This is a genomic window from Microbacterium gilvum, assembly GCF_039543865.1.
GTDB lineage: Bacteria > Actinomycetota > Actinomycetes > Actinomycetales > Microbacteriaceae > Microbacterium > Microbacterium gilvum.
Genome location: NZ_BAABKO010000005.1, coordinates 110,784 through 135,236, shown reverse-complemented (window position 1 = coordinate 135,236; position 24,453 = coordinate 110,784). Strand labels below are relative to the sequence as shown.

Annotated in this window: 19 protein-coding genes and 3 tRNA genes; 7 read left to right on the top strand and 15 right to left on the bottom strand. The window is 70.4% G+C overall.

Annotated features, from left to right (window positions below; all coding sequences use genetic code 11):
* Nucleotides 1–25 precede the first annotated feature (25 nt).
* Nucleotides 26–511: a MarR family winged helix-turn-helix transcriptional regulator gene (locus ABD998_RS13745; protein ID WP_345440116.1), complete on the top strand. Its 486-nt coding sequence runs from the start codon at nucleotides 26–28 to the stop codon at nucleotides 509–511.
* 21 nt (nucleotides 512–532) lie between these two features.
* Here ABD998_RS13745 and ABD998_RS13740 read toward each other — a convergent pair whose 3' ends face one another.
* Nucleotides 533–3,496 carry a DUF5107 domain-containing protein gene (locus ABD998_RS13740; RefSeq protein WP_345440114.1) on the bottom strand — a complete coding sequence of 988 codons (2,964 nt, stop codon included), beginning with the start codon at nucleotides 3,494–3,496 and terminating at the stop codon, nucleotides 533–535.
* Nucleotides 3,497–3,619: 123 nt separating this feature from the next.
* Between ABD998_RS13740 and ABD998_RS13735 the strand changes: the two genes are divergently transcribed.
* On the top strand, nucleotides 3,620–4,510 hold the full coding sequence (locus ABD998_RS13735) for an AraC family transcriptional regulator (protein WP_345440111.1): 891 nt from the start codon (nucleotides 3,620–3,622) through the stop codon (nucleotides 4,508–4,510).
* 56 nt (nucleotides 4,511–4,566) lie between these two features.
* Here ABD998_RS13735 and ABD998_RS13730 read toward each other — a convergent pair whose 3' ends face one another.
* From ABD998_RS13730 to ABD998_RS13705, 6 genes are all read right to left on the bottom strand, one after another.
* A complete protein-coding gene (locus ABD998_RS13730) occupies nucleotides 4,567–6,927 on the bottom strand; it encodes a beta-galactosidase (RefSeq protein WP_345440108.1) in 2,361 nt (786 codons plus the stop codon).
* Between the two features lie 121 nt (nucleotides 6,928–7,048).
* Nucleotides 7,049–7,122, bottom strand: a tRNA-Met gene (locus ABD998_RS13725).
* Nucleotides 7,123–7,145: 23 nt separating this feature from the next.
* Nucleotides 7,146–7,217 (bottom strand) — tRNA-Thr (locus ABD998_RS13720).
* A 79-nt stretch (nucleotides 7,218–7,296) separates the two neighbouring features.
* The gene (locus ABD998_RS13715; RefSeq protein ID WP_345440105.1) at nucleotides 7,297–8,508 is read right to left on the bottom strand and encodes a M23 family metallopeptidase; all 1,212 of its coding nucleotides are present in this window, start codon (nucleotides 8,506–8,508) and stop codon (nucleotides 7,297–7,299) included.
* Between the two features lie 174 nt (nucleotides 8,509–8,682).
* Entirely contained in the window at nucleotides 8,683–9,498 is an 816-nt protein-coding gene (locus ABD998_RS13710; RefSeq protein ID WP_345440102.1) for an inositol monophosphatase family protein, read from the bottom strand.
* 42 nt (nucleotides 9,499–9,540) lie between these two features.
* Entirely contained in the window at nucleotides 9,541–10,428 is an 888-nt protein-coding gene (locus ABD998_RS13705) for a hypothetical protein (protein ID WP_345440100.1), read from the bottom strand.
* A gap of 183 nt (nucleotides 10,429–10,611) precedes the next feature.
* Between ABD998_RS13705 and ABD998_RS13700 the strand changes: the two genes are divergently transcribed.
* Nucleotides 10,612–10,693: transfer RNA gene (locus tag ABD998_RS13700), tRNA-Tyr, on the top strand.
* A 219-nt stretch (nucleotides 10,694–10,912) separates the two neighbouring features.
* On the opposite strand, the gene ABD998_RS13695 is transcribed toward ABD998_RS13700, so the two are convergent.
* The 3 genes from ABD998_RS13695 to ABD998_RS13685 all read right to left on the bottom strand — a co-directional run bounded on the left by ABD998_RS13695 (nucleotide 10,913) and on the right by ABD998_RS13685 (nucleotide 14,248).
* Nucleotides 10,913–11,758, bottom strand: a complete 846-nt coding sequence (locus tag ABD998_RS13695) for a fumarylacetoacetate hydrolase family protein (RefSeq protein WP_345440098.1) — start codon at nucleotides 11,756–11,758, stop codon at nucleotides 10,913–10,915.
* A gap of 91 nt (nucleotides 11,759–11,849) precedes the next feature.
* A complete protein-coding gene (locus ABD998_RS13690) occupies nucleotides 11,850–13,172 on the bottom strand; it encodes an Nramp family divalent metal transporter (protein ID WP_345440096.1) in 1,323 nt (440 codons plus the stop codon).
* Between the two features lie 140 nt (nucleotides 13,173–13,312).
* Nucleotides 13,313–14,248, bottom strand: a complete 936-nt coding sequence (locus ABD998_RS13685; RefSeq protein ID WP_345440094.1) for a dihydrodipicolinate synthase family protein — start codon at nucleotides 14,246–14,248, stop codon at nucleotides 13,313–13,315.
* A gap of 198 nt (nucleotides 14,249–14,446) precedes the next feature.
* Between ABD998_RS13685 and ABD998_RS13680 the strand changes: the two genes are divergently transcribed.
* The gene (locus ABD998_RS13680) at nucleotides 14,447–15,475 is read left to right on the top strand and encodes a LacI family DNA-binding transcriptional regulator (protein WP_345440092.1); all 1,029 of its coding nucleotides are present in this window, start codon (nucleotides 14,447–14,449) and stop codon (nucleotides 15,473–15,475) included.
* 213 nt (nucleotides 15,476–15,688) lie between these two features.
* Here the strand turns inward: ABD998_RS13680 and ABD998_RS13675 are convergent, their stop codons facing one another.
* A complete protein-coding gene (locus tag ABD998_RS13675; protein WP_345440090.1) occupies nucleotides 15,689–16,531 on the bottom strand; it encodes an alpha/beta fold hydrolase in 843 nt (280 codons plus the stop codon).
* A gap of 94 nt (nucleotides 16,532–16,625) precedes the next feature.
* On the opposite strand from ABD998_RS13675, the gene ABD998_RS13670 reads away from it, so the two are divergent.
* Nucleotides 16,626–17,192 (top strand): TetR/AcrR family transcriptional regulator, encoded by a 567-nt coding sequence (locus tag ABD998_RS13670; RefSeq protein ID WP_345440088.1) that lies wholly within the window; start codon nucleotides 16,626–16,628, stop codon nucleotides 17,190–17,192.
* 19 nt (nucleotides 17,193–17,211) lie between these two features.
* Here the strand turns inward: ABD998_RS13670 and ABD998_RS13665 are convergent, their stop codons facing one another.
* Complete coding sequence (locus tag ABD998_RS13665; protein WP_345440086.1) at nucleotides 17,212–17,703, bottom strand: FBP domain-containing protein; 492 nt, start codon at nucleotides 17,701–17,703, stop codon at nucleotides 17,212–17,214.
* A gap of 81 nt (nucleotides 17,704–17,784) precedes the next feature.
* On the opposite strand from ABD998_RS13665, the gene ABD998_RS13660 reads away from it, so the two are divergent.
* Entirely contained in the window at nucleotides 17,785–18,273 is a 489-nt protein-coding gene (locus ABD998_RS13660) for a YajQ family cyclic di-GMP-binding protein (protein WP_345440084.1), read from the top strand.
* A 208-nt stretch (nucleotides 18,274–18,481) separates the two neighbouring features.
* The gene (locus ABD998_RS13655) at nucleotides 18,482–20,101 is read left to right on the top strand and encodes a DEAD/DEAH box helicase (RefSeq protein WP_345440082.1); all 1,620 of its coding nucleotides are present in this window, start codon (nucleotides 18,482–18,484) and stop codon (nucleotides 20,099–20,101) included.
* A 389-nt stretch (nucleotides 20,102–20,490) separates the two neighbouring features.
* Here the strand turns inward: ABD998_RS13655 and ABD998_RS13650 are convergent, their stop codons facing one another.
* The 3 genes from ABD998_RS13650 to ABD998_RS13640 form a co-directional block, all read right to left on the bottom strand.
* On the bottom strand, nucleotides 20,491–21,408 hold the full coding sequence (locus ABD998_RS13650) for a sugar ABC transporter permease (RefSeq protein ID WP_345440080.1): 918 nt from the start codon (nucleotides 21,406–21,408) through the stop codon (nucleotides 20,491–20,493).
* Nucleotides 21,405–22,997 (bottom strand): ABC transporter permease subunit, encoded by a 1,593-nt coding sequence (locus ABD998_RS13645; protein WP_345440078.1) that lies wholly within the window; start codon nucleotides 22,995–22,997, stop codon nucleotides 21,405–21,407. The genes ABD998_RS13650 and ABD998_RS13645 overlap by 4 nt, the downstream gene beginning before the upstream one ends.
* Nucleotides 22,998–23,100: 103 nt before the next feature.
* Nucleotides 23,101–24,345: a sugar ABC transporter substrate-binding protein gene (locus ABD998_RS13640; RefSeq protein ID WP_345440076.1), complete on the bottom strand. Its 1,245-nt coding sequence runs from the start codon at nucleotides 24,343–24,345 to the stop codon at nucleotides 23,101–23,103.
* Nucleotides 24,346–24,453: the final 108 nt, after the last annotated feature.

The window sequence follows — 24,453 nt, the reverse complement described above, 5'->3', positions numbered from 1 at the left end:
GTTCCATGGAAACTAGGATGGCGGCATGAGCGGAATCGATCGCGTCGGGGTCTTCGTCGAGCAGTGGCGTCGCGAACGCCCCGACCTCGACCCGAGCCCCATGGCGGTGATCGGCAGGATGCGCAGGATCTCTGACGACTTCACGCGGGAGCTGATCGACAACTACCGGCGATTCGGCCTGGGAGAGGGCGAGTTCGACGTCCTGTGCGCCCTTCGCCGAGTGGGCGTGCCGTTCGCGCTCACGCAGGGTGACATCGCCGAGCACACCGTGGTGACCGCGGGCGCGACGTCGAAACGCGTCGACCGGCTCGAAGCGGCCGGGCTCGTCACGAGGCATCAGCGGACCGACGATGCCCGCGGGCGCATCGTGGAGCTCACGCCCGAGGGGCGCGCGCTCATCGACGAGGCCTACCCCGCGCACCTGCGCCTGGAGAGCGAGCTGCTCTCTCCGCTCGACGACGGCGAACGCGCGCAGCTCGAGGGGCTGCTCCGCAAGCTGATCCGCGGCTGACGCGGGCGCGGCGGCCCGCGGTCACTCCTCCGGCTCGTCGGTCTCGCGGGCGAAGAGCAGCAGCTCGGGAAGACTCGTCGCGAAGTAGTCGGTGACGCCGTCCTCACGTCGCGCCGCGGGCGCGACGTAGTCGGAGCGCGCTTCCCCCAGCGACGCCGGCGGATCGGCCGGCGGCATTCCGAGCGCCGCCAGCGTCGCGTCCCAGGCGGCGATGACCCGGCCCTCGCCACCCTCCCACGGATGGAAGGCGCGGCTGACGAGGATGCGGAAGGCCGACTCCGCGTCGCCCTCCGCGACGAGCAGCCCGATGTACTCGATCGTGAAGTCGTCGCGGGTGAGGACGAGGGCTTCGACGGGGCGCAGGCGGGCGAGCCGCTCGGCGGAGCCGTGCCCGAGGCGCGCGGCCAGCTGGTCCTGCTCATAGCGGACCCGCGCATCCGCCGGGGCAGCCGAGACGGCGCGCGCATAGAGCGACCACGCCCTTGCGTCATCGTGCGCGACATTGGTGGCGGCGAGGGCCGCATTGCGCAGCAGCACGGCGTCGACGAGGCCGAGCTCCGCCGCACGGTCCCAGTGCGCGGCCGCACGCCGGCGGCGCCCGTGCGCGTACAGCAGCATGCCGATGAGCGCGTGGGCGCGCGCGTCGTCGGGCTCGGCGTGCAGAGCGGCCTCCAGCGCGTCGAGCGCGTCGAGTCCCGACGGGAACGCGCGCGTCGCGTCGGCAGCCTGCGCCCGTGCCCGCGCTTCGGCGGCTTCGGCGGCCCTCCCGACCTCGTCGAGGATGGCCGCGGCCAGGTAGAGCGCGATCGGGAGGTGGTTGCCCCCCGCATGCACCGGCGACGCGGCCGCCTCGGCGAGCTCGGCGAGCGCCTCGTCGACCGCGCCCGCGCGGCGCAGGTCGAGCGCGACGTCGATCCGCAGACCGGCATCGTGGGCGATCGGCCGCCCGGCGAGCACGCGCAGCACCGCGTCGAGCGGGTCGACGTCGAGCGCGGCACGCAGCAGCTCATCGGCCTGCGCGTGCGCGCCCTGCCGCCGCAGGATGACCGTGCGCAGCGCGATGCGCCGTGTGTCGTGCCCGACGACGCCGTCGAGGGAGTCGAGCACGCGCAGCGCAGCGCGATCGCGACCGCGCCCCGCGAGCGACTGCGCGAGCGCGAACCCCGCGGCCGCCGCCCAGGTGCCATCCCACCCCGCTTTGCCGAACGCCTGCTCGGCGTCGACCGTGCGCCCGAGGCGGCGCAGGATGAGCCCCTTCAGGTGGAACGCCTCGGCGTCGACCGGATTCGCGTTGCGGCGCGTCAGCCGGGCGAGGGCGCGTTCGACCCGCTCGAGGGCGCGCCCGTAGCGGCCCGACCGGTAGTCGCGGTCGGCGAGCGCGAGGTTCGTCCGTACGTCGCCCGCGTCGCGCTCGAGCGCAGCGGTCCAGTACGCCGTCGGGCTGCGCGTCGGATGACGGTACTGGCTGAGGTGCAGGCCCGTGAGGTAGAGCTCCTCGACCGACTCGATCTGCTCGGGCAGCGGCGGCTCCTCGGCGACCCACGGCTCCGCATCGTCGACGACGGTCGGCGTCCACCGGACGAGGACACGGCCGGCGTGCGAGAGCAGCTCCACGGCGACGTCGTGGCCGTGATCGCCGCCGAGGTCGGCGTCGATGCGCACGGGAGCGCCGGGGGCGACATCGACCGTGTGCTCTGCGACGACGCGGTCGCCGACGCGCACGCGGGCGACCGCGCGCATCTGCCGGCGCGTGGTCGCGAATGCGGCCGCCAGCCGGGCGCCGCGCTCGACGTGCACGGCGGCGTCGGGCGTCGCCTGATGCACGGGCCCGATAGCGGGGATCGGGTACCAGTACTGGGTGAAGACCTTCGTCTCGCCGGGCAGGATCCACGAGAAGTCGGGCTGGTTGTCGGTGTAGACGCCGGCCATGAGCTCGACGTACGGTCCGTCGCCGTCGGTGAGCTGGGCGTCCCACGCGTGCCCGAAGGGCGCATTCCCCCAGGTCCACTGCTTCTTGCCGGGTGACACCCGCCGCTCGGCCCAGTGCACGAAGCCGGCTCCCGCCGCATGGTCGTAGCCGCCGAAGAAGTCCTGCTCGGAGTCGACGATCATGTACGACGTGGGCACGGGGATGTTGCGGTACCAGTCGATGCGGTCGGCGCCGGGCCGCTCCGCGGCGAGCGCCGGGTAGTCGACGCCGTAGTAGGGCCGGTCGGCCTCGGGGAACGCCGTGAGCGCACGCCGCGCATGGTCGGCGACGTAGCGCACGTCCTCGGGGAAGAACGACTGGTAGTCGTCGTGCACGCGCGCCGCGACGTTCGCCCACCACAGGAAGGTCTGCCGCTCATCCGTGCGGTTGTGCAGGCGCACGGCCAGCTCGACGACGGAGCTCCCCGGCCGCAGCCGGACGCCGTGCTGCGCCGACATGCGGGCGAAGGGCTCGTGATCGTGGCACCAGACCGTCACGGTGCCGTCCGGGTCGCGCTCGATCGTCGTGTCGACGGGGAGGAAGGTCGCCGGGCGGTGATGCTGCGGCCAGTTGAACTCCACGCCGCCCGAGATCCAGGGCCCGGCGAGCCCCACGAGGGCGGGCTTGATGACGTTGTTGCGGTAGAAGAAGTCGTGCCCGGTGGTCTTGTCGTAGCCGACGTGGATGCGGCCGCCCAGCTCGGGGAGGACGACGAGGCGCACGAACTCGTTCTCGAGATGGACGGCGTCCCAGTCGCGCATCGTCGGCTCATCGGCGACGCTCTCCGTGAAGGGCAGCGGATAGACCGTGCCGCTCGACCCCTGGTACACGCGGCGGTCGAGGTACATGGGGTAGGCGCTCGGCTCCCCCGCCTCGTACGTGCGGATCGTCAGCGGCTCCCGCCAGGCGACCGCCTCGCCGCGCGCGAGGGCGGCGGCCTCGTCGGCGGGGGCGTCGGGCAGGATCAGCAGCCCGGCGTCGGGGGCGGCGTCGACGTCGCTTCGTTCAGCGGACATCGCTGACCTCCTCGGGGAGTTCGCGGCCGGACGGCCGGACGGTGCATCGGCAGCGGGGCTGCACATCCCTCTCGACGGTACGGATCGGAGAACCTGCCGGGTATGGTGAGACCGAGGAGATCCATGGACGAAACAGCGACAGGCGAGGAGGCCACAAGCCGCACGGAGGGCTTCCGCAACCAGCGCCTCTGCGTGGTCCCGCGACCGCAGGTCGAGACGGCGCTCGCCCAGCCGGGCACACGGCGGCTGCTGGTCACGGACGCCGGCTACTTCCCCGCGGCCGCGGGCCATCGCCGTGTGCGCCAGCGAGGCGCAGCAGAGACCATCGTCATGCTCTGCGTCGCCGGCTCCGGCACGGTGCTCCTGGGCGACGCCGCCCATCCGCTCACGCCGGGCGCCTGCATCGTGATCCCCGCGCGTCAGCCGCACGAGTACGTGGCAACGAGAGACGACCCATGGACGATCTGGTGGATGCACGTCCGCGGCACGGATGTCGCGGAGCTGACCGGGCCGCTCCTGGGCATCCCTCGCCCGCTCACGCGGCTGCGGTCGATCGAGGGCGTGGCCGCGCTCTTCGACGAGCTGGTCGGACTGCTCGAGCGGCGCCTCTCCCCCGTGCAGCTGGTCGCCGCTGCGGGCGTCGCGTGGCGGCTCCTCACGCGCATCGTCGCCGACAGCATCCTCCCCGCCGACGGTTCGCCGCTCGAGCGGGCGATGCGCTTCCTCGAAGCCAGGGTCGACAGCAACATCCCGGTCGCCGAGCTCGCGGCGATGGTGGGGCTGTCGCCCTCGCATCTCAGCGCGCTCTTCCGGCGCGCGACGGGCGGCGGGCCCGGCGCCTTCCACACGTCGCTCAAGATGACGCGCGCCCGCAGCCTGCTCGACACGACGTCGTCGAGCGTGAGCGAGATCGCGGCGGCCGTCGGCTACGCCGACCCGCTGTACTTCTCACGCCACTTCCGGCGGGTGCACGGGATGAACCCCACGCAGTACCGCGCGACGCACAAGGGATGACCGGCGCCGCACCCCGCGGCGCTCAGGAGCGGGTGCCGATCATGCAACGGCCACGATCACGCAAGGGCCACCGTGCGCAGCGACCGCACCCGCGCCGAGTGGATGGCGAGCTCCGGCTCCCGCACGTCGGGGCGCACGCGCGGATCGACATACACCGGCGACACCGGCGACCACGCGAACGCCTGGAGCGTCAGCGGGGTCGTCTCGAGCTCCGCGGCATACGGCGTGAGGTCGATCTCGAGCGCCCGCCCGTACCAGAACTGGTCGGCGATCAGCCGATCTCCGAGCAGCACCCGGATGACGTCGCCCGTCCAGTCGAGCTCGAGGATCGAGCGCTCCCCTTCGTGCGGGTCGGGGTGCACGGCGAGCTCCACGACGGCCGCGTCGGCGAAGTCGGCGTCGCGGGGTGCGGACAGCCGGTTCGATGATCCGCCCCTCCGCACCGGGGCCACGGGCGCGCACGGGAAGTCGGCCGCATCCAGTTCCCGGGAAGCGCTCGCCGCGGGCACCTCGTAGCGGGTGAAGACCGTCCCCTCGCGCGGGAGCTCGGCCGGCGCAGCCTCCTCCAGCGGAGGGAACACGGCGATCTCGCGCGAGCGGTCGTCGACGACGGCGCGGAAGGTCGTGTCGAACCATCCCGACCCCTGCCAGATGACCACCGAGTCGCGACCGCCGATGTCGCCCCGCCACACGGCGTCGCCCTGCGCGGCGTCGAGGAACACGAGCGTCGTGTCTCCCACGTGCACCTCGCAGGCGAGCCCCGGTGCGGCGTGGGGCCTCGCGATGACGACGCCGTCGTCGATGTCGACCTCGGCGCCCGACACGTCCGACGCCCGGACGCCTTCCAGCTGCAGCTCGACCTCGATGCCGTCGACGGCCGCGAAGATCACCACCGTGCCTTCCTCGGTCGTCCGCTGCGTGATCGGCTGCGCGGTGACCGTGAGCGCGGGGATGGCGCCGTACCGCTGACGCAGCGGCCAGACGAAGTGGGCACCCGACGCGATGCGCACCGGACGCGTCGGCACGGTGAGCTCGCGGTCGTCGAACTGCACCCCGAACCGGATCCCGTCGATCGCCTCGAGCGCGGCGATCGCCGGCTGGTGGTTGTTCGCGAACAGGAAGCCCGAGGTGCCGGTCGAGCGCACAGCCCAGCGCGGCGCCCCGTCGACCGGCTCGGGGATCGTCGCCGCCGCGGGAGCGATCTGGGCTGCGAAGGCGTCGAGCATCAGATGCTGCCGGCGCAGCGCGTGGAAGTGCGGGCGCTCGGTACCGGCGGCCCCCAGCGGTGCGGAGAAGTCGTAGTCGCGCGACGGCATGTCGTTCGGGTACCCCGTCGCCTGCGCCTCCTGCGTGGTCGAGCGGGCACCGATCGGGTGGAGTCCGCCGTGGTACATGTAGTACCCCTGCCAGGCGGAGCCGCTGCCCATCTTGGTGAGCGCGAGCGCGGTGACGTCGTCGGGATCGACCAGCGGCCTCCGGTGGTAGGCGATGGCCATCCCGCCACCCAGCTCGCAGGTCGCGAACGGCCAGGGGTCATCCGCCCCGAGAGCGGCGCCGCCGTGCACGACGGCAGGCGCCTCACGCAGATCGGCGCCCACGGTGAGGTCGTCGCGGACCGTGCTGTAGGTGAAGTGCATGACGCCGAACGCCGGCCACCCCGTGTCCGACTCCTCCCAGAATCCGTCGCTGTAGCCGGCGTAGACCGGCAGCACGCGGCCGTGGGGCAGCTCTGCGCCGCCCCAGCCGGTCGCCGTCCACAGGCTCGCCGACATGCCGACCTCCTCCGCGATGTCGCGGAGGGCGGCGAGATGGGGACCGTCGTCGTACAGCTCGTTGTCGACCTGGATGCCGATGATCGGCCCGGACGGGTTCTCCGCCGTGTGGAAGAGCCCGCGCACCTGCTCTTCGATGCCGGCGTACCATCGGCGCGTCAGATCGAGGTAGGCCGGGTCGTTCGACCGGTGCCGGATCGGCAGCGCCTGGAGCCAGTCGGGGAAGCCGCCGTTGCGGGCTTCGCCGTGCGCCCACGGCCCGATCCGCAGCATGACCTCGAGGCCGACGTCCTGCGCGAGCTGGATGAAGCGACGGATGTCGCGCGGCCCGTCCCAGCGCATCTCGCCCCGGGTCTCCTCATGGAGGATCCAGATCATGTACGCGGCCACGACGGAGATGCCCCCGGACTTCATCTTCCGCAACTCCACCTCCCAGTTCTCGGGGAGGTCGCGGCTGAAGTGGTACTCGCCCATGACGGGGATCCACGGGGCGCCGTCGCGCGTGAGGTATCGGCTCGTCAGCTGCACGCGCCGCCCGATGCCGTCGGCGTCTCCCATCTCGAGGGGCGTGCCGGTGACCGGCGTCGGGGAGGAGACGCGGATGCGGAAGGGCACGGCGGGCTGTTCTTCTGGCGAGGCGGTCACCCGACGAACCTAGTCGGCGGGCCGCCTGCCGATCCATGACGATCCCACGTCGCACCTGGATGATCCGCCGATCATGGTGCGGCTACGACAAAACCCCGGGTGGAGCCGGGGTTTCATCTTGTAGCAGGAGCGGGGCTTGAACCCGCGACCTCACGATTATGAGTCGTGCGCTCTCACCAACTGAGCTACCCTGCCGCACGGCATCGGATGATGCTGCGAGCCCCGAGTCAGGATTGAACTGACGACCCCTTCCTTACCATGGAAGTGCTCTGCCACTGAGCTATCGGGGCGTGTCACCTCGGAAGGCAACCAGACGAGAATACCATCTCGCGTCTGCGCTCGCGAACCGGCGAAGGCCGCGCGCGTCGGTCAGTCGGAGGTGATCTCCGAGCCGAGGAGCTCGTCGATGGCGGCTGTCGCCTCCGCCTCCTCGTCGTCGCTGTAGCGCGTGTTCGCGTGCTCCTGGAGCCACGGCAGCGGATCGGTGGTCGACCCGTTGATGATGACCTCGAAGTGCATGTGGGCGCCGTACGATCGGCCCGTGTTGCCCGTCAGGCCGACGACGTCGCCGACCTCGACGCGCTGCCCCTGAACGACCTGCAGCGAACCGTACTGCATGTGCGCGTAGTGGCTCGTGACGACCTGGCCGTCGATCACGTGGTCGATGTAGACGGTCACGCCGTAGGCGCCGCCCGACTCGGTCGCGATGCGCACGACGCCGTCGGCGATCGCCTGCACGGGTGCCCCGTCGCCGGGCGTGAAGTCGATGCCCTCGTGGAGGCGACCCCAGCGCATGCCGTAGCCCGAGCTCATGCTCGTGCCCACGGCGAACGGCCACTGGATGTCGGCGGTCGGGTCGTTCACGAAGAACGCGCCGCTCGTCGAGATGCCGTCGGCCGAGGCGAGCGAGGCGAAGGTCTCCGCCGTGTACGCCTGCGAGCGCGACACGTCGGCGTTCTGGACGTCGGACGAGGCGACGTACGCCTGGATCTCCTCGTCGGCGAGGTCCTGGTCGTCGCCCGCCGAAGCCGCGATCGACACGGTCGCGGCGGCGGTGTCGCCCTGCGCGACGGCCCCGAGCGGCGTCGTCATGCCGACGGCGAGGAGGCCGATGACGCCCATCGCACCCAGCGACGCGGCCGTCGTGGCGACGCGACGGAACGCACGGCCCTTGCGGGGCGCGATGTGCACGGCCTCGGGCACGGCCTCGGGCATCGCCGTCGGAGCGGGAGGGATGACGGCGGTCTCGGCCGTGAACCTCAGGGCGCGTGCGGCGGCGAGGAACTCGTCTTCCTCCGGCAGCGGGATGACACCCGTCTCGGGCGCGGTGGTCGCCACCTGCTCGGCGACCTTGAGCGCCTCGCCGAAGTCGGCGTCGCCGTCGTGGATGATCTCGGGGGCCGGGGTGGCCGAGGCGAGCTCGCGGAGCCGGCGACGCGTCAGCGGCGGCTCAGGCAGAGCCGCCTCGACATCGTCAGCACGCGTCTGCTCGCTCAGCGGCTCCGGTGCCGGCGTCGCACGGCGGGCGCGACGCGTGCCGCGTGCGGGCGCGGCTTCGGCCAGGGGGGAGTCGAGCGGCAAGGCGTACTTTCCGTCGGTCGCTGCGGGGGAACAGCGAGGAACGTCATCAGGGGGTGTGATCGCGCACCTTGCAAGTCAGGGTCACAAAAGTAACGATCGGGTAACCCCACGGTACCCGATGTTCCCTGGGAGCGCCATCCGGGATCACGAAAAGGTGGAAGAAGTCACGCGAGATCACACCTGTGCACGCGATGTCGCCCCCGGTCGGAGCGCCGCGGCGAGGGCGTCGTAGGCGTGCTCCGCCGCCGCGATCATCATCGTCCTGCCCCACGCGTCGGCATCGAGCCATCCCACCCGGCCGCCGGCCTCGGCGACGAGCAGCGCGCCCGCCGCGAGGTCCCACGGCTTGAGCCCGCGCTCGAAGTACGCGTCGAGACGGCCGGCCGCGACGAAGGCGAGGTCGAGCGAGGCAGCGCCCGCGCGGCGCAGGTCGCGCGCGAGCGGCATGACGCCCCGGATCTCGTCGAGCGTGGCGGCGTGCGTCGCGGGGTCGTACCCGAATCCCGTCGCGACGAGCGCCCCGGCGGGCGCCTCCTCCGTGACGGCGAGACGCCGCTCGCCCAGGAACGCACCGTGGCCGCGCGCAGCGGAGTAGACCTCGCCGAGAGCGGGCGCGACGACCGCGCCCGCTTCCAGGCGCCATCCGCCCGGGTCGGCCGGCCCCGTGACGGCCGCGATGCTCACGCCGTACGACGGCTGGCCGAACGCGTAGTTGACGGTGCCGTCGATAGGGTCGACGACCCACGTGACGCCCGACTCCCCCGCGCCGCCGCCCGACTCCTCGCCGAGGAACCCGTCGCCCGGCCGCTCGGCGGCGAGCCGCGCACGGATGAGCGCCTCGACCTCGCGGTCGGCCTCCGTGACGATGTCGGCGAGCGTCGACTTGCTCGCCGCGATCGCGACGCCCTCCTCGCGGCGCCGATGCGCGAGGGCGCCGGCTTCGCGGGCGATGTCGATGGCGAGGTCGCGGAGATCGAGTTCGAGGGTCACCCCTCCACGCTATCGGCGCCGGGCGAACGGGGCGTGAACCGGTCAGACGACGGGAGGCACGGGCGGCAGCGGAGGACGCGGCGGCAGCGGCGGCTGCGCAGTCGGGTAGCCCGTGTAGTACGCGTTCCAGTCCGGGCTGCCGTCAGGAAGCACGGGGAGGGGCGTGACGCCGTCGTAGTACGTCGGCCATCCCTGCGGCGCCGGTGCCGCGTAGCCGCCGGCATGCACCTGCGGTGCCGCCGTGATGGGACGCTCGCGCGGCTTCTTGGGAGCGAACAGGGCATTCAGGAGCGGGAGCAGGGTCGTCCCGACCGCCGCGAGGATCGCCAGGGCCACGACGATGCGCCAGTACAGATCTGCGTAGTCGAACGAATCGGGGAAGGTGAGGAAGAACACGAGGAGCAGCGCGAGCGCGACGACGAACGCCGTCGTCGCGATCGCCACACCGCGCGTGAAAGCCGTGACGTGGCGCTCCGCCGCGCGCCAGAACAGACGCAGGTGGAGGAGCGCGAGCTGCAGGACGACGATGACGAAGAGGAGCTGGAAGAACCGCTCCACGCCGCTCGCACCGTACTCGAGGTACCGGTAGTCGTCGCCGGCCCACGAGGGGGTGACGTCGAGCCAGATCTTCACCGCCCCGACGAGCAGCGCGATCACCCACGACACCATGCTCGCGAGGGCGAACCAGTCGGGGCGCCGGGGCGCGAGGTTCGCGTCGAGCAGCACGACGCCGGCGAAGGCGGCGAGCAGGAGCACGGTCGTGAACGCCTTGCCGACGAGGCCGTTCTGATCGCCGACGAGCACCCAGACCACGCACACGATCGCCGCGGCGATGAGCGAGCCGATCGCGATCCAGATGGCGCCCGTGATGAGCTTCGACATCGGCTTGTCCTGCGGCGGCTGCGCGTACGGCGCCTGCGGTGCGGACATGGGTGCCCCCTCTCGACGGGGCCGGCACCCCGGATGGTGCCATCCTGCCATCCGCTGCCACGCCCGCAGGGGCGGCCTCGCGCAACGCGCCCGGGCATCCGAGGATTTCATCTCGCCGCCATGGCGGGGTAACATGGGTCTCCGCGCCTCCGGTCGTCTGTGCAAGTCGGGCGGGCGCGCCCTGGCAAGTTGCCCGAGCGGCCAAAGGGAGCTGACTGTAAATCAGCCGCGTCATGCTTCGGGGGTTCGAATCCCTCACTTGCCACCCACGAGAAGGCCCCCCGCGAGAGCGGGGGGTCTTCTCGTCCTCCTTCACTCCGAGCGCGCTCTTCTGGCCGACCATGACGAGCTTGACGCCGCAGCGTCGCATCGGGATCTGGAGGGCCGGATTCGCTCGGCCGATGCCGTCTCGTACCCCTGCAGACGGGCCCGTTCGCCGGATCCGAGCGTCAGGAGGCAGCGCTCGGATCGGGTGATCGAGATGTCAGCAGATCTTGGCGGTCGCAGGTGCGGTCGTCGATGCGGAAGCGATGAGCGAGACGGCCGTGGTGAGGGCGCCGAGACCGTCGGCGCGCACGCAGATGTGGTCGCCGTCCTCGAGCCGGCGAGGCGGAGTGAAGGACTGTCCGTTGCCATGCGGGCTTCCCGTGAGGATGATGTCGCCAGGAAGGAGCTCTGTGAACTCGGAGATGAGCGAGATCAGCTCGTCGACGGGGTAGATCAGGTCTCGGAAGCACCCGTCTTGCACGAGCCGGCCGTTGATCCATGTCCGTAGTCGTGCGGCGCTCGCGTCGAACTCGTCGGGGGTGACGATCGCGGGTCCGACGGGGCAGGACCTGTCCCAGGCTTTGCCTTGCAGCCATTGGCTGCTGCGGTGCTGGTAGTCGCGGATGGAGACGTCGTTGGCGAGGGCGTACCCGAGGACGTGCTCGAACGCGCGCGTTCGGGGGATGTTTCGTCCGGGCTTGCCGATGATGACCGCGATCTCTCCTTCGTAGTCGCCGTGGACGGCGATCGGCAAGCACAGGTCTTCGTCTGCGGCGAGAAGAGATTGGGCGAACTTCGTGAACAGGATCGGGTACCCACGCGCGGGGGTCTGCTGGCCGGGGGTCGGATAGTTGCGACCGACGCCGATGACTTTCGCGGGGACGCTGACTGGACGAAGAGTGACAGCGGTTCGCGGCAGCGGACGTTGCCGCGCTGCATTCGCGAGGGCGTCGCGATCGGTGGCGGCATCGATGTTGCGGATGCCGACGAGTGGATGGAGATCGCTGCCGCGAGCTTCGGCGACGCCATCGCGTCCGTCGTGATGGAAGCTGACATACCGCATCTTCGGACCCTCCTGACAGGTGATGAGTGCGTATCCTCACCGACGCTCCCGCATGCATGCGCCGGTGAGGATACGCCCGATGCAGAGACCGCTATCCGCTGATGAGGCTGACGACAAGCCGTCCGGACAGGAGCAGGACGGAGAGGAGGCCGACGACGCCGAGGAGGTTCTGCCACCACCTGTTGCGCAGCGGCCCCATGAGCTTCTTGTCGTTCGCCATGATGACGATCAGCGCAGCGAGGACCGGAGCGAACAGCACGGTGAGGGCCTGGGCGATGATGATCAGCTGCACCGGTGAGGAGCCGGAGAAGACGATCGTTATCGTGATGCCGAAGGCGAGGATGAACGCGCTTCCGAGGCGTGCGGTCGCTGTGTCGGCGGAGGGCCCGCGCCCAAGGGCATCGGAGAGCATGGTTCCTCCAGCGACGCAGTTCGGGATCATCGAGCTGAAAGCGGCGCCGAAGAAGCCGAGCGCGAATATCCAGGCGCCGACGGGGCCGGCGATCGGTTCGAAGATCTTCGTCAGGCCGCCGAAGGCTCCGGGAGCGTCGGTGCCGGTCGCGTTGAGGACTGCCGCCGCGACGATGATGACCAGGGCGGTCATGATGCCGGGAGCGACGATGCCAGGAACCGTGTCGACCATGGTGATGTCGCGGTAGTCGGCCTCGGTACGCTTGCGGGCTTTGGTGCCGTAGGACGTGTAGAAGGCGGCGTTGATGGAGAAGTTCGTCCCCACAAGACCGATGATCAGCAGCCAGGCGCCTTCCGGGACGACGGGGATGAGGCCCGCTCCGGCCGCAGCCCAGTCGGGATTCGCGGCGAACGCAGAGGCGATGAAGCAGAATGCCATCAGCGCGACGATGACGATGAGGATCTTCTCCACGACACCGTAGATGCCCTTGAGCAGCAGGATCGCCCCGACCGCGACGGTGCAGATCACCGTCCACATCACTGGGCTCGTACCCGGGATGAGCATGGACAGGCCGACGCCGGAGCCGACCGCATTGCCGACGGAGAAGCACAGTGTGATCAGGAAGACGCCGACCCCTGCGACGACGCCGACCCAGCCGCCAAGGCGCTCTTTGATGGAGGAGATGAGCGAGACGGGTGTGCGGATTCCGAGGCGCACGCTCATGTCGGTGAGGAAGATCATCAGGATCGTGGAGATGATGATCACCCAGATGAGGGCGTACCCGTACAGGGCACCCGCATTCATCGCGGTGGTGAGGTTGCCCGGGCCGAACTGCCAGGCGCCCGCGACGAACGCGGGACCGATGAGCGCGAGCTGTTTCCAGAACGTGCGCCGGGTGTGGCGGGCCTCGACGATGGTGCGCACGGTCTCGGTGGAGATGCGTCCGTGACCAGTGCCGGGGGTGGCCGGTGGGCGGGTCTTCGGCGGGTGGTCAGTGCTCATGGTGTCTCCTTCGTTGGAGGCCAGACTGCGGGCCGGTAAGTCGTCATTGACTGTGCTGCCGCTCTGCGGAGAAGTCGCGGCAAGGGTATGGTCTCCTGACCGGCACGCACAGTGGCGTGCCGGCCAGGAGAGGGAATGGGTCAGGCGGGGACGGTGACCTTGCCGAGATCAGCCGACGCGAACGCCGCCGCGATCTCCGCGTCCGCACCGGCGGGCAGCGGGAGGAGCGGGGTGCGCACGGTGGCGTGGTCGAGGATGCCGCGGTTGACCAGGCCCCACTTCAGCGCGACGGTTCCCTCCATGTGCGAGCCGCGGTGGTAGACGGCCTTCGTGACCGGCAGCAGCCGCTCGTGGATGGCGTGCGCCGCCGCGTAGTCCTTCGCCTTGCCCGCCGCGATCAGCTCAAGCAGCAGCTCGGGAGCGATGTTGCCGTAGCCGACCAGCAGTCCGTCGACGTCGAACATCGTCGGCAGGAGGTACTCGTCGTGGCAGCTGAGGATCTGGAGCTCGGGGTAGGCGGCACGCAGAGCGGGGATCTCCGTGTACCAGCGACGCATGTTGCGCACACCGTTCTTGGTGTGGTTCACCCCCTCCTGGCCGGCGATCTCGAGCTGCGTGTCGAGGTCGTACGAGGCCTTGGTGTTGTCGGGGTACTGGAACAGGATCTCCTCGAGGCCCGACTCCTCCCAGATCGCCCGGTAGCGGGTCTGCGGCGCACCGGGCTGGAATCCGAAGCGCAGCCACCCGTGCGACGGGTACACAAGAGCGCCCTTGGCGCCGGCATCCGCCGCCGCCTTCGCTTCGAGGGCCGCCGTGAGGTTTCCCTCCTTCGTGATGCCCGCGATGATCGGGATCTCATCGTTCACGGAGTCACGGAACGCGCGGATGACGTCGAGCTGCTCCGGCTCGGTGAGGAACGTCCCCTCACCGGCGTGCCCGAGCACGACGAGGCTCTTCACTCCGTCGATGGAGCCGAGCCACGAACCCAGGCGCTGGATGGCCGCGTAGTCGACGGCGCCATCCTCGGTGAACGGGGTAACGGGTGCGGGGTTCAGGCCGCGGAGGTCGAGGACCATGACGTCTCCTTCTTCTCTTCCTTGAGACCCATCACATCTTGACCGGATGGGAACGTTTGCGGGAACGATTGCAAGTCTGCGCGTCAGCCCCCTTCCTTGTCAAGGATCTGAGCTGAAGTCCCCGCCGCGACTCGCAAGCCCTTCGCACCCGAAGGGTGCGGGCGGGTTCGAATTAGACTCGCGGATGAGGGGGCATCCATGACGATCAACGCAGAGCAGCGTCCAGTCACGCTCCGCGATGTCGCGGAGGCGGCCGGAGTGAGCGTCTCCACCGCCAGCCGCATGCTCGACAACCGCACCCCGACATCCAGAACAGCCACCGCCGAGCGTGTCCGCAAGGCCGCGGACGACCTCGGCTACCGCCGCAACACCTCCGCTGCGAGCCTCAGGCGGGGAGCGACCACCACGATCGGCGTCCTCGTCCCTCGGCTGACCGACGCGGTCATGGCCCTCATGTTCCAGGCGATCGAGAAGGAAGCGCGCTCACGCGGATACTTCGCCGTCGTCGCGACCAGCGGAGATGACCCGAAGGACGAACGTCGCGCTACCGAGACGCTCTTGGACCGCAACGTCGATGGACTGATCCTCGCGACCGCACGCCTTGACGATGACCTGCCCGCGTCTCTTCGCGACCGGGGCATCCCTCACGTCCTCGCGCTGAGGACGGACAGAGTCAGCCCTTCCGCGCTCGGAGACGACGAAGCGGGAGGCTATCTCGCCATCCGCCATCTGCTCGACCTCGGTCACCGCGACATCGCCGTCGTCACCGGACCTTGGTTCACTTCCAGCGCTCGCGACCGCCTCGCCGGTGCACGGCGTGCCTTCAGCGAGGCGGGACGCGAGCTCGCCAGTCAGCTCGTGCACTCGGTCGGGTACGGGCTGGACGATGGCATCGCCATCGGACACGAGCTCTTCGACGCTGCCGGCTCACGACCCACCGCGGTATTCGCGGCCAACGACAACCTCGCCATCGGCGTGCTCAGCGCAGCTCGATCGCTCGGTATCGAACCTGCCCGCGATGTCTCCATCGTCGGCTACAACGACATCCCGCTGATCTCCAGGCTCCCCGTTCCCCTGACCAGCGTCCGCACGCCCTTCGATCAGATCGCGGATGCCGCACTCGATCTGCTGCTGCCGACCGGCGAGTCTGGAGATCCGATCCGCCGAAGCCTGCCCACGCTCATCCCCCGGGCTTCGACGGCGAGGTTCCACGAGCAGGAGAGGTGATGCAGGTTTCGCCGTCGGGAAGCCCGCCCACCGCCATCCTGATCGTCCGCTTTCCCCGCCGAGGCAGCCGAACACTCCTGGCCGAGGAGCGCCGCGCTCGCCCGACGATGGTCGCTCCGAACCCCATCCGCTGATGGAGCCTGGCGGCGGCGGGCCGGATGCGGACAGCGCGCCCGCCGACGCCGAGATCCGGACCCCGCCCCCGCCGGGCGCTCAGCGCGCGAGGAAGCCCTTCAGCGCGGCGTTCACCTCGTCGGCGTGCGTCCACAGCAGGCCGTGCGGGGCGCCTTCGACCTCGACGTACTCCGCGGCGGGCACCGCCTCGTGGAAGCGTCGCGCGGTCGCATCGATCGGGAGGATGTTGTCCTTCGTGCCGTGCAGGATGAGCGTGGGCTTGCCGGCCTCTCGCACGGCCTCGACATCGGCGCGGAAGTCCTCGATCCAGGCGGGCACGACCGCGTAGGCGGCGACGGGCGCGCTCCCGACGGCGACGTTCCAGCTGCCCGTGACGGCCTCCTGGCTGATGCGAGAGCCCAGGTTCTCGTCGAGGTTGTAGAAGTCGTTGTAGAACTGCGTGAACCACGCGAAGCGGTCGCCCTTGGCTGCGGCGGCGATGCCGTCGAAGACGCTCTGCGGAACACCCTCGGGGTTGTCGTCGCGCTGCACGAGGAAGGGCTCGAGGGAGGCGAGGAAGGCGAGCTTCGCGACTCGCTCGTGGCCGTAGCGCGAGACGTAGCGCGCGAGCTCGCCCGTGCCCATCGAGAAGCCGACGAGAACGACGTCACGCAGGTCGAGGGTCTCGAGCACGGTGTTCAGATCGGCGGCGAAGGTGTCGTAGTCGTAGCCGGAGCCGACCTTCGACGACTGCCCGAATCCGCGGCGGTCGTAGGTGATCACGCGGTAGCCCTGCGCGAGCAGCTCACGCGTCTGGCGCTCCCAGCTGTGGCCGTCGAGCGGATAGCCGTGGATGAGCACGACCGGCTGGCCCGCACCCTGGTCTTCGTAGTACAGCTCGGTGTCGGTGCTGTTCTCCTGGCCGACGGTGATGAAGCCCATGATCTCTTCCCTTCCGATGAGGTGAGAACGGTCGTTCTCACCGATGGACACCACGATAGAGAACGCTCGTTCTCATGTCAAGTAGGATGGTCGCATGAGCGAGGACGAGGCCAGGGAGCGCATCCTCCGCGCGGCGGAGGGCCTCTACTACGAGAAGGGGTACGCGGCCGTCGGGATGGACGAGCTGCGGACGGCGGCCGGCGTGTCGCTGCGACGGCTCTATGCGCTGTTCCCCGCGAAGAGCGACATCGTCGCGGCCGTGCTGGCCCGCAAGCACGACGAGTGGGAGCGCGCGCTGAGCGGTGCGGTCGCCGTCGCGGGGTCGCCGCGCGAGCGGCTCCTCGCCGTCTACGGCTACCTCGAGGACTGGTTCTGCACGGACGGCTTCCGCGGCTGCGCCTTCATCAACGCCTTCGGCGAGCTCGGCGGCACGAACCCCGAGGTCGCGCGCATCGTGCGGGCCCACAAGGCCTCGTTCCAGGCGTACATGGCCGAGCTCGTCACCGGCATCGGCGCGCCCGCGTCGCTCGGCGCGCAGCTCGCCATCCTCGCGGAGGGCGCGCAGAGCACCGCTGCCATCTCGGCCGACCCGGAGGCGGCCATCCAGGCGCGCGGCGCCGCCGAGGTGCTCATCGACGCGGCCGTGAGCCGGGCGGCGTAGCGGTCAGGCGGCGTAGCTGTCAGGCGGCGTCTTCGATGACGCGCTCGACGAACGCGCGCGATCGCCGCGCGGTTCCGTCGATCTTCATGTCGACGCTCGCGCGGTACTCGCTCGGAGCGAGCGGAAGGGCGAGGCGCACGTTCTCGTGGCACGACAGGTCGGCGCAGATGTACGTGCCGATGCTGTCCCCCTTCTCCCCCGCCGGGCCCGCCTTGCGCGCCGTGAACATCGTCACCTGATTGCCGGGCTGCATCGTACGGCAGATGTTGCAGATGCTCTGGCGCGCGCTCGACGATCCCGATGCCGCGCGCAGCACGATGCCGGTGGGCTCGCCCGCGATCTCGGCGACGATGTAGCCGCGGCTGCGCGTGTGCGGGTCGCGCCAGGCGAGGAAGTCGAGGTGGTCCCACTCCGTGAGGGGGAAGTCGTGCGGGAGCTCGACGAGCTCGAGCTCGCGGTCGTCCGCGTTCACGAACGATCCGAGGACATCCTGTTCGGTCAGCGGGCGCATGCGGTCCTCCTCCGTGAGCCGGCTCGCGGGACATTCTACGAACCGACGGCGCCCTCAGGGGCCGCTCGGTAGGCTTCTCCCATGGCAGACTCCAGCTTCGACATCGTCTCCAAGATCGACCGCCAGGAGGCGGACAACGCGCTCAACCAGGCGCGCAAGGAGGTCGAGCAGCGCTACGACTTCAAGGGCACCGGCGCCTCCATCGAGTGGAGCGGTGAGGCCGTGGTCATCAAGGCCAGCAGCGAGGACCGTGCCAACGCGGTGCTCGACGTCTTCCAGTCCAAGCTCATCAAGCGCGGCATCTCGCTCAAGAGCCTGGAGTCGGGCGAGCCCGTCGCCTCCGGCAAGGAGTACCGCATCACCTCCACGCTCAAGGAGGGGATCACGCAGGAGAACGCGAAGAAGATCGGCAAGATCATCCGCGACGAGGCCCCCAAGGGCGTGAAGTCGCAGATCCAGGGCGACGAGCTGCGCGTCTCGTCGAAGAGCCGCGACGACCTGCAGGAGGTCATCCGCCTGCTCAAGGCCGCCGACCTCGACATCGACCTGCAGTTCATCAACTACCGCTGAGGCGGGGTCCCTCACAGGCCCGGGTGCTAGGGTCGGGGTCTGCGCGACCTGTGTCGCGCGTCGTCGTGTCCTGATCGCGCGGACTCCCATCCCGATCGCGAACATCCTGCCGCGGCGAACGGATCCGGCACCCGCCGAGTTCGCCATCCTCCGCCGCGTCGCGCGACCCGCGCCATCCTGCACGGCGGACCCCTCGAAAGAAGTCTCCGTGACCTCTGCTCCCACGTTCGCCGATCTCGGCGTCCCCGCCCACCTCGTCGACGTCCTCGTCGCCGAGGAGCGCCCCACCCCGTTCCCCATCCAGCGCGAGACGCTGCCGTCGACCCTCGCCGGGCGCGACGTGCTCGGTCGCGGCAAGACCGGCTCGGGCAAGACGCTGGCCTTCTCCATCCCGCTCGTCGCGCGCCTCGCGCAGACGAAGCCGACGCGCACGGCGGGCCGGCCATCCGCCCTCGTGCTCGCCCCCACGCGCGAGCTCGCGACGCAGATCGCGCGCGTCGTGACCCCCCTCGCCGAGGCCTCCGGCCTCAAGGTGACGACCGTCTTCGGCGGCGTCTCGCAGAAGCCCCAGGAGACCGCGTTCCGCACCGGCGTCGACATCGTCGTGGCCTGCCCCGGCCGCCTCGAGGACCTCATGAGCCAGGGCGTCGTGAACCTCGACCGCATCGCCGTGACGGTGCTCGACGAGGCCGACCACATGGCCGACCTCGGCTTCCTCCCCGGCGTGACGCGCATCCTCGCGAAGACCCCGGCGAACGGCCAGCGGATGTTCTTCTCCGCGACGCTCGACAACGGCGTGGACAAGCTCGTGTCGCGGTTCCTCAAGGACCCGGTGCGCCACTCCATCGACCCGGCGGAGTCGCCCGTCCCGGCTATGACGCACCACGTGTTCGAGGTCGACGACGAGGAGAAGAACGACCTCGTGCGCACGCTCGCCTCCGGCGTCGCGCGCCGCATCCTCTTCACCCGCACGAAGCACCAGGCGAAGAAGCTCGCCAAGCAGCTGACGGCGCGCGGCATCCCCGCCGTCGACCTGCACGGCAACCTGTCGCAGAACGCGCGCGACCGCAGCCTCGCCGACTTCTCGTCGGGCCGCGTGCGCGTGCTCGTCGCGACGGATGTCGCCGCCCGCGGCGTGCACGTCGACGGCGTCGACCTCGTCGTCCACGTCGACCCGCCCGCCGAGCACAAGGCGTACGTGCACCGCTCCGGCCGCACTGCCCGTGCGGGCTCGGCCGGAGACGTCGTGACCGTCATGCTCGCCTCGCAGCGTCAGGACACGAAGCTGCTGCTCCGCAAGGCCGGCATCGCGGCGCAGCCGCAGCGCGTCACCCCGACGAGCGCCGCTGTCACGGCCCTCGTCGGCGAGGTCGCCGAGCGCGTCGCCCCCGTTCCCGGCGGGCCCGGCTCGGGCAACGCCCCCGCCCCCGCCGCTGCGGGCACGTCGCAGGGCGCCAACGCGCGCCGCAAGCGCGCGGCACGCGAGGGCGCCGCGACGGCGACCGCAGGGTCGGCTGCAGGGTCGAGCCGTGGCGGTCGCGGCGGCCGCGGAGGGCAGGCCTCCGGGGCGTCCCGCGATGGCCAGGTGCGCGACGGCGCCCGAGACGGCCAGAATCGCGACGGCCAGGGTTCGCGGCGTTCGCGCGGCGGCAACGGCGGCGGTCGCGGCGGGCAGGGCGGTCGCGGCGGCAACGGCGGTCGCGCTCAGTCTGCTCCGCGCGTGTACTCGACGTCGACGGGCGACCCGGCTCCCCGCACGGACGCGGCGGCTCCCCGCCGCCGCGAGCCGCGCCGCGTCTCGGCTCCCGGCCAGACCACCCAGCGCTGATCCGCGACGAAGCGCCCCGGCCATCCGAGTGATGGCCGGGGCGCTTCGCTGTGTGCGGGCGGGGTCGGTGGTCAGTGCGGACACAACGCAGGAGATCAGCTGCTCCCGTCCGCGGCTCAGCGCGGCTTCATGCGGCGCGGGCACCCCTCGCGGCGCAGATCTCCTGCGTTGTGTCCGGCTGCGCCAGCGATCGACTGCTCAGGTCGCAGTTCCCGGCCTCAACCGGCCCCGGAAGGACGGAAACCGCAACCCCGGCGAGTGATCGGCAACCGCCCACCGGCCACCCAGCGGTCGACCCTCTCACCCAGGTCGCAGTTCCCGGCCTCAACCGGCCCCGGAAGGACGGAAACCGCAACCCCGGCGAGTGATCGGCGACCGCGACGACCGACCTACTTCACGGCGCCGGCGGTGAGTCCGCCGACAATGTACTTCTGCAGGAAGAGGAAGAGCGCGACGACGGGCAGCGCCGCGATGACGGCGCCGGCCGAGAACGCGCTCCAGTCGGCGTAGCGGGGGTTCGACACGAGCTTCGTCAGGCCCACCGCGAGCGTCTGCACGTCGGTGTCGATGAGCAGCACCGACGCCACGACGTACTCGTTCACCGATGAGATGAACGACAGCAGCGCGACGACCGCGAGGATGGGCGCGACGAGCGGCAGCACGATCGTGAAGAACACGCGGGCGTGACCCGCGCCGTCGATCTTCGCCGCCTCATCGATCGACTGCGGGATCGTGTTGAAGAACCCGTACATGAGGTACGTGTTCACGCCCAGCGCGCCGCCGAGGTACACGAGGATGAGGCCGATGCGGGTGTTGAGCCCCAGCGCGGGGAACCACTCCCCGATCGCGCTCATGAGCAGGAAGATCGCCACGACGGCGAGCAGCTGCGGGAACATCTGCACGACGACGATTCCGATGAGGCCGAACCGCCGCCCGGCGAACCGCATGCGCGAGAACGCGTAGGCCGCCAGCCCGCCGAGGAACACCGTCGCGATCGCCGTGATGCCGGCGATGATGAGCGTGTTCGCGAACCACGCGAGGAACGGCGTCTTCGGGTCGTTCAGGATGCGCGCGTAGCTGTCGAAGCCGATCTGCGAGAACAGCGCGTTCGATCCTGTCAGCGTGCCGTTCGGGTTGAGCGAGCTCGAGATGACGAACACGATCGGCAGCAGCGAGAACGCGACCATGACGACGCCCACGAGGTGGCGCCATCCGGTGTCCGCGAACCAGCGGCCGGCGGAACGGCGGCGCGGGGCGGGGCCGCGGCGCCCGCCCGTGATGGCGACGGTGTCGAGCGAGGCGGTCATCCGTTCAGCTCCTCGAGGGACTTGGTGCGGCGGAACGCGATGATCGAGATGACCGCCACGACGATGAAGATGATGATCGAGTACGCGCTCGCGAGGCCGTAGTCGCGGGTCTGCCCCGTGAACGCGACCTTGTAGACGAGCGAGATGAGCAGATCGGTATGGCCCACGGGGATGGGCGCATCCCCGTCGCGCGGTCCGCCGTTCGTGAGCATGTAGACGATGTTGAAGTTGTTGAAGTTGAACGCGAACGACGCGATGAGCAGCGGCGCGACGCTCACGAGCAGCAGCGGCAGCTTGATGAGGCGGAAGATCGCCCACGGCCTCGCGCCGTCGACCGTCGCCGCCTCCTGCAGCTCGTCGGGGATGGCCTGGAGCGCGCCCGTGCAGACGAGGAACATGTACGGGAACCCGAGCCACAGGTTCACGATGAGCACGGACACCTTCGCGAGAACGGGGTCGGTGAGCCACGGGATGTCGGCGCCGCCGAAGATCACCTGGTTCAGGAATCCGAAGCTCTGGTTCATCATGCCCGCCCACACGAGCGCCGACAGGAACGACGGCACGGCGTACGGGAGGATCATGAGCACACGGTAGGTCCGCCGGAAGCGCATGCGGGCGTGGTTGAACGCGATCGCGAGGAACAGGCCGAGGAAGAACGTCGACGCCACCGAGATCAGGGCGAAGGCGAAGGTCCACAGCGTGACATACAGCAGCGGGCCGGCGAGCCGCGCGTCCGTGACGGCGCGCACGAAGTTGTCGAACCCGACCGTGACCTGCCATCCCGGCAGGATCTCCGTCCCGTCGGGCGCCGTGAACGCCCCGGTTCCGAGGTCGGAGTACACCGTGTCCGTCTCGAGGTCGGTGAGCGTGCCGGCGGCCTCGTCGTACTCGAGCGACGACGTGTACAGGTAGCCGCTCGAGCCGTCGGGCGTGCGGATGGCCCCGTCGTTGGGGTCGTCGGAGAACGCCACCGACAGCTCGGTGATCTGGTCGGTGCGGGCGAGCACGTCGGCGAACTGGAGGGTCGTCCATCCGTCGACCTCGACCGCCTTGCCGCCGTCGAACGACGCGGCGGCGGGGGCGAGCGGTTCGTCGGCCGTGCCGATGAGCGCCTCTCCGTCCGGCGTCGTCACGAGCAGGCCGATCGCCCCGCCCTGCTCGACGACGGTCACGGGGTAGCTCGGCGAATCGGGCACGCGCTCGAGCGCCGACGCCATGAGCGCCGACACGGCCTGCTCCTTGGTGCCGTTGTGTCCTGTCCCGTAGTTCGTGAAGGCGACGTAGCCCGTGTAGACGAGCACGAACACCTGGAACAGGCACAGGAAGATGACGCCGGGCGTGAGGTACTTCGACGCGAGAGCGCGCCGGGAGAAGTACACCCAGTTGACGATCGCCGTCACGACGACGACGGCGCCGATGACGAGCCACTGCCCGTACCCGAGCAGCACGAGCACGGCGTAGACCGCGATGGCGTCGACGATGGCGAGGGCCGCGATCTTGATGACGACGGAGCGCAGCCCGCCTCCCGCCTGGTCGGCGATCGATCGCGCGCGGCGCTGACGCGCCGTGGGCGTGGTGGTGTCGGTCATGGCTTCCTGTCGCTGTGTCGGGGCTCGGTGCAGGGCGTTCGCCAGTGCGGATGTCACGCTCCCGCACGCGGGAGGCGGACATCCGCACTGGCGGAGCGGGTCGTCAGCCGATCGCGGCCTGCACGTCGGACGCGAGCTTCTGCCACGTCGCGACGGGGTCGGCGCCGTTCACGATCTCGGCCTCGGCGATGCCCCAGTACTGCCACACGGCGCCCATCGCGGGGATGGCCGGCATCGGCACGGCCTGCTCGCCGACGGCGGCGAAGCCCGCGATGATGGGGTCGCTCGAGGCCGTCTCCGCGGCAGCGGAGAGGGCCGGCAGGATGTTGCCCGCCTCGAAGAGCGCGAGCTGCGCCTCCTCGCTGCCGAGGTAGTTCACGAGGAAGTCGTTCGCGGCGACCTGGTTGGCCGACTCCGACGAGACGAAGAAGCCCTTCACACCGGCGAACGGCGCAGCCTCCTGGTCGGTCGGGCTCGGCACGGGGTCGATCGCGACGTCGATGCCGGCATCGACCGCCGTGCCGACGTTCCACGGACCCGTGAGCCAGAACGCCGCCGTGCCGTCGAGGAACGCCTGCTTGGCGATCTCGCCGTCGATGTCGGTGTTGAACACGCCCGTGCCGTTCTTGCCCTGCGCCGAGAGCCACGCGGCGAACTCCTCGCCGCCCGCGTTGCCGAGCTGCAGGTCGGTCGGGTCGTAGCCGGCGTCGTTCGTGCCGAAGACGGGGGCGCCGAAAGCGGTCTGGAACGGATAGAGGTGGTACGGGTTGCCCTCCGCGCCCTGCTCGACGACGAACGGCTGGTCGAGGCCGGCGGCCTGCCCCTTCGCGATCATGTCGTCGAAGCTCGTCGCGGCCTCCGGCACGAGCGCGGCGTTGCGGAGCACCGCGATGTTCTCCACCGCGTAGGGGAGCATGTACACGGTGCCCTCGTAGGTCGACGCCTCGACGGCGACGTCGAGGTAGCCCTCCGCGGAGTCGCCGAGCTCGAGCGGGGCGACGACGCCGTTGGTGGCGAGCTCGCCGAGCCAGTCGTGCGCGCCCATCGTGATGTCGGGGCCCTCGCCCGTCGGCACCTGCTGGATGAAGTCGTCCTTGATGTCGTCGACGCTCTTGCCGACGAGATCGATCTCGACGCCCGTCTTCTCCGTGTAGGCGTCGGCGACGGCCTGCAGCGCGTCCACGCGCTCGGCGTCGACCCACACCGTGAGGGTCGAGGCCGCGGTGTCGCCGGCGTCGGCCGTGTCGTCTTCGGACGCCGTGCCGCCGGCGCATCCGGCGAGGCCGATGGCGGTCGCGGCCGACACCGCGACGAGCGCCGCGAGACGTCCCCTGCTGTTCACCTTCATTGGTGTGTCCTCCTGGTTGTCGTGCTCGCCGCTGTGCAAGCGCTTACAGGTATACACGCTCCGCGTTAAGAATGGAAACCGCATCAGCGCCGCCGTGACGGAATTGAG

Excerpts from the sequence above, each read along its gene's own strand:
- ABD998_RS13745 (WP_345440116.1), top strand. The coding sequence starts at position 26 with ATGAGCGGAATCGATCGCGTCGGGGTCTTCGTCGAGCAGTGGCGTCGC.
- ABD998_RS13740 (WP_345440114.1), bottom strand. The coding sequence starts at position 3,496 with ATGTCCGCTGAACGAAGCGACGTCGACGCCGCCCCCGACGCCGGGCTG.
- ABD998_RS13735 (WP_345440111.1), top strand. The coding sequence starts at position 3,620 with ATGGACGAAACAGCGACAGGCGAGGAGGCCACAAGCCGCACGGAGGGC.
- ABD998_RS13705 (WP_345440100.1), bottom strand. The coding sequence starts at position 10,428 with ATGTCCGCACCGCAGGCGCCGTACGCGCAGCCGCCGCAGGACAAGCCG.
- ABD998_RS13695 (WP_345440098.1), bottom strand. The coding sequence starts at position 11,758 with ATGCGGTATGTCAGCTTCCATCACGACGGACGCGATGGCGTCGCCGAA.
- ABD998_RS13690 (WP_345440096.1), bottom strand. The coding sequence starts at position 13,172 with ATGAGCACTGACCACCCGCCGAAGACCCGCCCACCGGCCACCCCCGGC.
- ABD998_RS13685 (WP_345440094.1), bottom strand. The coding sequence starts at position 14,248 with ATGGTCCTCGACCTCCGCGGCCTGAACCCCGCACCCGTTACCCCGTTC.
- ABD998_RS13680 (WP_345440092.1), top strand. The coding sequence starts at position 14,447 with ATGACGATCAACGCAGAGCAGCGTCCAGTCACGCTCCGCGATGTCGCG.
- ABD998_RS13675 (WP_345440090.1), bottom strand. The coding sequence starts at position 16,531 with ATGGGCTTCATCACCGTCGGCCAGGAGAACAGCACCGACACCGAGCTG.
- ABD998_RS13670 (WP_345440088.1), top strand. The coding sequence starts at position 16,626 with ATGAGCGAGGACGAGGCCAGGGAGCGCATCCTCCGCGCGGCGGAGGGC.
- ABD998_RS13665 (WP_345440086.1), bottom strand. The coding sequence starts at position 17,703 with ATGCGCCCGCTGACCGAACAGGATGTCCTCGGATCGTTCGTGAACGCG.
- ABD998_RS13660 (WP_345440084.1), top strand. The coding sequence starts at position 17,785 with ATGGCAGACTCCAGCTTCGACATCGTCTCCAAGATCGACCGCCAGGAG.
- ABD998_RS13650 (WP_345440080.1), bottom strand. The coding sequence starts at position 21,408 with ATGACCGCCTCGCTCGACACCGTCGCCATCACGGGCGGGCGCCGCGGC.
- ABD998_RS13645 (WP_345440078.1), bottom strand. The coding sequence starts at position 22,997 with ATGACCGACACCACCACGCCCACGGCGCGTCAGCGCCGCGCGCGATCG.
- ABD998_RS13640 (WP_345440076.1), bottom strand. The coding sequence starts at position 24,345 with ATGAAGGTGAACAGCAGGGGACGTCTCGCGGCGCTCGTCGCGGTGTCG.